Origin of the sequence: Aquibium carbonis (assembly GCF_003970795.1) — a bacterium.
In the GTDB taxonomy this organism is placed as follows: domain Bacteria; phylum Pseudomonadota; class Alphaproteobacteria; order Rhizobiales; family Rhizobiaceae; genus Aquibium; species Aquibium carbonis.
Genome location: NZ_RWKW01000145.1, coordinates 1 through 6818, shown reverse-complemented (window position 1 = coordinate 6818; position 6818 = coordinate 1). Strand labels below are relative to the sequence as shown.

Sequence of the window (6818 nt, the reverse complement as noted above, 5' to 3'; positions counted from 1 at the left end):
CCGGCGCCGTCCATGCGCGCGGTGCCGCGGCGCACGCCCGCCGCCACGCGACGCTGCTGGTTCGGGCCGTCGCCCTCATAGGTGCCCGACACCTCGAACAGCGCGACGTCGGCGAAGCCGCGATCGGCGTTGCGCTGGGCGGCGGCGATCAGGCCAGGCAGCAGCGAAGGCCGCATGTCCGACATGTCGGCGGCGATCGGATTGGCGAGCTTCAGCGCCTCCTGCCCGCCGCCGAACAGCTCGGCGTGCCTGGCCGGGATGAAGGACCAGGTGACCGCCTCCATCATGCCGCGCACGGCGAGCGCCCGCCGCGCCGAGCGGGTGCGGATCTGCAGCGTCGTCAGGATGCGGCCATTGACCGCGTCATGCGAAACCATGGCCTGCGGCGCGATCTTCTCGACGCCGTGGATGCGCATGACCTCCTCGACGAGATCGGCCTTGCCGTCGACGTCGGGGCGCCAGCTCGGCACCGACACCTCGAACACGCCCTTGCGGCGCACGTTGCGCATGTTGTCGGCCGACAGGTAGCTCAAGGTCGAGCCGGCATTGCGCGGCCCGTCGGTGATGTCCATGCCGAACACGTCGGCGACGCCGAAACCGAGCCGTTCCAGGATGCCGCGCTCCTCCTCGGCCGGCACCTCGATGCCGGTGAGGCGCGTCACCTCCGACACCGGGAAGGCGATGGTCTTGTGCGTGTGGCCCGCATAGCCGACGACCCGCTCGGCCGAGGCCTCGCCGCCGCAGAGTTCCAGCACCATGCGGGTGGCCAGCTCCAGGCCGGCGGCCATGAACTCGGGATCGACGCCGCGCTCGAAACGGTAGCGCGCATCGGTGATGATGCCGAGCTCGCGGCCGGTGCGGGCGACGTTGAGCGGGTTCCACAGCGCCGATTCGATCAGCACGTCGGTGGTGTTTTCGTCGCAGCCCGAATGCTCGCCGCCCATGATGCCGGCGATGGATTCGACGCCGTTCTCGTCGGCGATGACGCACATCTCCGGCGTCAGCGTGTATTCCCGCCCGTCGAGCGCCAGCACCGTCTCGCCGTCGCGCGCGCGCCGCACCACGAGGTCGCCCTTGACCTTGGCGGCGTCGAAGACGTGCAGCGGCCGGCCCCGGTCGAAGGTGACGTAGTTGGTGATGTCGACCAGCGCGTTGATGGGACGCAGGCCGATGGCCATCAGCCGCTGCTGCATCCACTTCGGCGACGGGCCGTTGGTCACGCCGCGCACCATCCGAAGCGCGAAGCCGGGGCAGAGGTCCGGCGCCTCGATGGTCACCTCGACCGGGCAGGCGCCGGCGCCGCCGACCGGCTCCACCGCGCCGGTCTTCAGCGTGCCGAGGCCAGCGGCCGCGAGGTCGCGCGCGATGCCGTGGACGCCGGTGGCGTCGGGCCGGTTCGGCGTCAGGTTGATCTCGATCACCGGGTCGTCGAGCTTGGCCCAGGACGCGAAGGACTGGCCGACGGGGGCGTCTTCCGGCAGGTCGATGATGCCGTCATGCTCGTCCGACAGCATCAGCTCGCGTTCCGAGCACATCATGCCGCGGCTTTCCACGCCGCGGATCTTGCCGACGCCGAGGGTCACGTCGATGCCTGGCACCCAAGTGCCGGGCGCGGCGAAGGCGCCGACCAAGCCGGCCCGCGCATTGGGCGCGCCGCAGACCACCTGGATGGGATTGCCGTCGCCGGTGTCGACCGACAGCACCCGCAGCCTGTCGGCCTCCGGATGCTTCTCGGCCGTCAGAACCCTGGCGATGACGAAGGGCTTCAGCGCCGCCTTGTCGTCGACATGCTCGACCTCGAGGCCGATCATCGTCAACGTCTCGCAGATCGTCTCGAGCGAGGCGTCGGTCTCGAGGTGGTCCTTCAGCCAGGACAGGGTGAACTTCATCGGCTTGTTCCTGATCTTTCCACGCTCGACCGCTCCAGCCGCGGCAGGTCGTCGGACATGTGCACGTAGGGCAGTTGTTCGCGCACATAGGCGTGCAGCGTGGGTTTGTAGTCTTGCGGGTGATCCATCGCGCCGAGCATGAACCAGATCTGGTTCTCCAGACGCGCGTCGACATAGGCGATGGGCGAGCCGCAGGTGGCACAGAAGCTCCGGCTGACCGGGCCGTTCTCGAACAGACGCGGCTCCTCGGCGGCAAACCGGACGCCATCGGCCGGAAAGCCGACGAAGGCCGAGACCGGCGCGCCGCTGGCGCGGCGACAGTCCGCGCAATGGCAATAGCTGACATGGTGCGGCGCGACGGCGGTCTCGAAGCGCACGGCTCCGCACCGGCATCCGCCGGTGTGGGAAACGGTCGTGGTCCCTTCCGCCTGCATGATCGTTCGGCTCCGCCGGAAGGGCTGCTTCCGGGCATTTCGTCCTGGGGCGTTGCGCCCGCGCTACTCGGCCGCGCATTGCGGCGCGGGGCCTTGTAGCGCGCCGGACCCGACGCTTCAAGCGAATGGCCACCGCCAAGGCGGCGGACGCGCGGGCTTCCGGTTCCGGCCACGATCCTGCCGCGCGATGGCCAAACAAATTGATGCCGAACTGGAACGGTTGCGGGATCGAGCAGTTTGCCAAACGAGCAGCGTGCCGTTCGAAGCTGGACCCCCAGCCCGTCTCGGCGACCCCCGACAGGTCGGTCAGCGCTCTCTCTCATCCTAGAAGAACACTTGAAAGAAAGGACGACGAGATGAAGACCCCCACGAAACTGTTTCTCGCAGCCGGACTGATGTGCGGCACCGCCGCACCGGCCGCTCTGGCCCAGGACGCGAACCAGAATGCCTCTGTTCAGGCGTGCGAGCGCCTGACGACGATCGTGCAGAACTACGAGGACCGGTTCCGCGCGCAGTGGATCGATCGCGCCAACGAGGTGATTGCAAGCGACGGCCGAACGGAATGCGCGCAGTATGTCGCGCAGGCCGAGCAGGCCATCGACGAACTGGAGCGGCGCGACCAGCAGGCCCAGCAGCAGACCCCGGACGGGCAGGCGCAGGCCGGCACGGATCAGGCCGCGCAGACGCAGGATCGGACGACGGACACCGATGGCGGCCGCATCGTGGTGAGCCAACCGGAGCCTCGGATCCTGGTGGAGCAGGACGCGCCCGAGATCACCTATTCCCAGGACCCGGCCCAGGCGCGGGTGGCCCAGGGCACGCCCGAGATCATCGTGCGCCAGGGCGAACCGACGGTGCGCGTGCAGATACCACGCCCGCAGATCACCATCGACCAGCCGGAGCCGGAGATCATCGTGCGCATGCCGGAGCCGGACGTGTCGGTGGACGTTCCGGAACCTGAGTTCAACGTGTCGCAGGCGCAGCCGCAGGTTCGCGTGAACCAGCCCGAGCCCGAGGTTCAGGTCCAGATGGAGCAGCCGGAGGTGGATGTCCAGGACCAGGCGCAGGCACAGGTGCAGGTCGAACGCGACCAGGCGGTGGTGCGCCGTGAGGGCGGCGAGCAACAGGCACAGGTGCAGGTCGAACGGGCCGAGCCGCAGGTGAGCTACGAACGCGCCGAGCCCAATGTCGAGTACGAGATGGACGGCGAGCCGCGGGTCACGTTCAACCGGACGGGCGAGCCGACCGTTCGCGTCGAGCGGATGGGCGACCAGGCGCAGGACCAGCAGGCCGAGCAGGGCCAGCAGTTCCACCGGGCCACGCAGGCTCAGCAGGGCGCGCCGGATGGCGAGCACACGGCTTCGATCCAGCCCGATGGCATGAGCGAACAGGCCTATGAGGCGCTGCGCGGCGACGGCCAGATGGAAGGCACGGCCTCGGCCATCCCGGTCGGCGAGCTGGTCGGCCGCGACGTCGCCAATACGCTGGGTCAGGAGATCGGCCAGGTCGAGCGCGTCGTCGCCAATGGCAATCGCGTCTACCTGATCCTCTCGGACGGCGCCGCGCTCGACATCATCGAGCATGAGGTTGCGCTGCCGATCGACCGGATGATCCTGGTCGGGGACGACGAGCAGCTGATCCTGCAGGGCCTGAACGATCAGGACCTCCAGGCGATGCCGCAGTGGAACAGCGGCGACGCCCAGGATCTCGATGCCGCCGACCAGGTCGAGATTCTCCGCGTCTGATCGCGGGGCCCATCGACCAGAGCCGAAAACACGCCGGAGGCCGTCCGCGGCCTCCGGTTTTTGCATTCGTCATCAGGGCCTTGCAGCGCGATGATGCGCCTCCCGGGAGATCGGCATGGACTGGAGCGACATGTTCTTTCAAGGGTGGCAGGGCATCGTGCGCACCCTCGTGGTGGGACTGCTGGCCTATGCGTGCCTGGTGCTGTTCCTGCGCGTTTCGGGCAAACGGACGCTGGCGAAGCTGAATGCGTTCGACCTCGTGGTGACCGTCGCGCTGGGTTCCACCCTGTCGGCGATCCTGATGCAGCAGAGCATCGGCCTCGCCCAGGGCGTCGCGGCACTCGCCCTCCTGATCCTGATGCAGTATCTGGTGACGTTCCTGTCGGTGCGATCGAGCGGCTTCGCCCGCTTCGTGCGGTCGGAGCCGGCGCTGCTTGCGCGGGATGGCGCCTACTGCCGAGGGACCATGCTGAGGCAGCGCGTCACCGAGGAAGAGGTCACCAGCGCGATACGCGCCAGCGGGGCGGCCGGCGTGGAGGCGACGTCGGCGGTGATCCTGGAAAGCGACGGGACCATCAGCGTCATCGGGGCATCGGCCTGATCGCCCCATGGAACCGGACGCGCCGTTGCAGGTTGTTGCGGCGATGAAACCGATGACCCCCGATCGAGATGCCCCCCTGTTGTCGGTCGGGCGAAACTGCTGGCGGATCGAACAGGCGGAGCGCGTGGGCCTCATCGTCGACGCGGCGAACTATTTCCGGGCGGTCAAGGACGCGTTCCTGAAGGCGCGTCATTCCATCTACCTGATCGGCTGGGACTTCGACACGCGCATCAAGTTCGAGCCGGAGGGCGCCACGCTCGAAGGGCCGAACACGCTGGGCGCGCTGCTGCGCTGGCTGGTGAAGCATCGGCCCGGGCTCCACGTCTACATCCTCAAATGGGACCTCGGCGCGCTGATGGCGCTGGGGCGCGGCACCACGCCCTTCGCGGTGCTGGGCTGGACCACCAATCGGCGCCTGCATTTCAAGCTCGACGGCATGCATCCGCCCGGCGCCGCGCATCACCAGAAGATCGTGGTGGTGGACGACGTGCTGGCCTTCTGCGGCGGCATCGACATGACCGCCGATCGCTGGGACACGAGCGAGCATCTGGACGACGACCCGCGACGCGTCCGCCCCAGCGGCCGCGCCTACGGGCCGTGGCACGACGCCACCGCCGCGGTGGACGCGGACGCGGCCCGCGCGCTGGGCGAACTGGCCCGCGAGCGCTGGAAGGCGGCGACGGGACATCCGATCGAGCCGCCGCCGCGAAGCCAGGCCGCGATCTGGCCCGACGGTGTCGAACCGGTGTTCGGCCCGGTGAAGCTCGGGATTGCGCGCACGATCCCCCGCCATGGCGAGCGGGCGGAAGCGCGGGAGGTCGAGCGGCTGACCCTCGACGCGATCGCCGCCGCCCGGAAGACGATCTACTGCGAAAGCCAGTATTTCGCCTCGCGCGCGGTGGCGGAGGCGATGGCTGAGCGGCTGTCGGAAGCGGACGGGCCCGAGATCGTGGTGATCAATCCCGAATCGGCCGACGGTTTCCTGGAATCCGCCGTGATGGACTCCGCCCGCTCCAGGCTGTTCGACCTGGTGCGGAAGGCGGACCGGCATCAGCGGTTCCGGATCCACACGCCGGTGACCGAAGGAGGGCAGCCGATCTACGTCCATGCCAAGCTGCTGATCGTGGACGACCGCCTGTTCCGGATCGGCTCGTCGAACTTCAACAACCGGTCGATGGGCTTCGACACCGAATGCGACCTGGTGATCGAGGCGGGGCCGGACGATCGCGCGCTGCGCAGGCAGATCGAAACGATCGCGGACGATCTGCTCGCCGAACATCTGGGATGCGACCGGGGCATCGTCCGTCAGGCGAGGCAGGACAGGGACGGATCGCTGATCGACGCGATCGACGCGCTGCGCGGCAGCGGGCGCACGCTCCAGCCCCTGGAACCGCAACCGATCAACGCGGTGGAAGAGCAGCTGGCCGAAAACGATCTCCTCGACCCCGAGAAACCGCCGCGTTTCGTCAAGTCGTTCCTGTCGTCGCTGCGCACCCGCGCGGGCAGTTTCCGCTGACAGGGGCGGCAGAGGGCCGCGAGGTCGGCGTCAGTCGGCGAGCAGACGCCAGGTGAGCGCCAGGCCGCCGGCGAGATAGGGGAGCCCGCCCAGGACCGCCATGAGCGCGCCGCCCAGCCTCTGGTCGTCGAGCGGATCGAGCCCCCAGGCGCCGAGGCAGAAGGCCGGCGCATAGACGAGGTCGGGCGCAAGCGTGAGCAGCAGGCCGAGCATCGCCATGTGCATGAAGGTGAACAGCATGGCGAACACGCCCACCCCCGCGGCGGCGCGGGTGTTGCCCATGAATGACGCGGCCCAGATGAGCACGCCGGCGGCAAGGAAACTCGCCTGCTGGGCGACGAAGGCGGGAAAGCGGGCCGCCGCCAGTTCGTGCAGGACGGGCGCGTGCCAGCCCCACACGACGAGCATCTCGAACAGCGAGGCCCCGAGCGCCAGGGCGACGGGGTGACGGATCGTCCGGTCGCGGGCGAGCCCGATCAGTCCGAAGGCGATCAGCGGGCCGGCCACGACGGTGACGCCGAGATGCAGGATCATGTGCGGCGAGAAGGCGCTGCCGGCCATGCGCGGCAGCGGCCCGAGCCACAGCAGGGCGAGCAGCAAGGCGGCGGCGGCGAGCGCCGCCGCAGCGGCGCG

Annotated in this window: 6 protein-coding genes; 3 read left to right on the top strand and 3 right to left on the bottom strand. The window is 69.1% G+C overall.

The window, feature by feature from the left end; genetic code table 11:
* On the bottom strand, window positions 1-1889 hold a 1889-nt coding region (pheT, locus tag EJC49_RS24670; RefSeq protein WP_126702583.1), incomplete at its 3' end, for a phenylalanine--tRNA ligase subunit beta.
* Window positions 1886-2323, bottom strand: coding sequence for a GFA family protein (locus EJC49_RS24665; protein WP_126702582.1), 438 nt, complete (start codon window positions 2321-2323; stop codon window positions 1886-1888). The genes EJC49_RS24665 and pheT, both read right to left, overlap by 4 nt.
* Before the next feature lie 125 nt (window positions 2324-2448).
* Between EJC49_RS24665 and EJC49_RS24660 the strand changes: the two genes are divergently transcribed.
* The 3 genes from EJC49_RS24660 to EJC49_RS24650 all read left to right on the top strand — a co-directional run bounded on the left by EJC49_RS24660 (window position 2449) and on the right by EJC49_RS24650 (window position 6185).
* Window positions 2449-4068: a PRC-barrel domain-containing protein gene (locus EJC49_RS24660; RefSeq protein ID WP_126702581.1), complete on the top strand. Its 1620-nt coding sequence runs from the start codon at window positions 2449-2451 to the stop codon at window positions 4066-4068.
* Window positions 4069-4183: 115 nt separating this feature from the next.
* On the top strand, window positions 4184-4669 hold the full coding sequence (locus tag EJC49_RS24655) for a DUF421 domain-containing protein (RefSeq protein WP_126702580.1): 486 nt from the start codon (window positions 4184-4186) through the stop codon (window positions 4667-4669).
* A gap of 52 nt (window positions 4670-4721) precedes the next feature.
* Window positions 4722-6185, top strand: coding sequence for a phospholipase D-like domain-containing protein (locus tag EJC49_RS24650; RefSeq protein WP_126702579.1), 1464 nt, complete (start codon window positions 4722-4724; stop codon window positions 6183-6185).
* Window positions 6186-6215: 30 nt separating this feature from the next.
* Here the strand turns inward: EJC49_RS24650 and EJC49_RS24645 are convergent.
* The coding region (locus tag EJC49_RS24645) for a cytochrome c oxidase assembly protein (protein WP_126702578.1) at window positions 6216-6818 on the bottom strand (603 nt) is incomplete at its 5' end.

Excerpts from the sequence above, each read along its gene's own strand:
- EJC49_RS24665 (WP_126702582.1), bottom strand. The coding sequence starts at position 2,323 with ATGCAGGCGGAAGGGACCACGACCGTTTCCCACACCGGCGGATGCCGG.
- EJC49_RS24660 (WP_126702581.1), top strand. The coding sequence starts at position 2,449 with ATGGCCACCGCCAAGGCGGCGGACGCGCGGGCTTCCGGTTCCGGCCAC.
- EJC49_RS24655 (WP_126702580.1), top strand. The coding sequence starts at position 4,184 with ATGGACTGGAGCGACATGTTCTTTCAAGGGTGGCAGGGCATCGTGCGC.
- EJC49_RS24650 (WP_126702579.1), top strand. The coding sequence starts at position 4,722 with ATGACCCCCGATCGAGATGCCCCCCTGTTGTCGGTCGGGCGAAACTGC.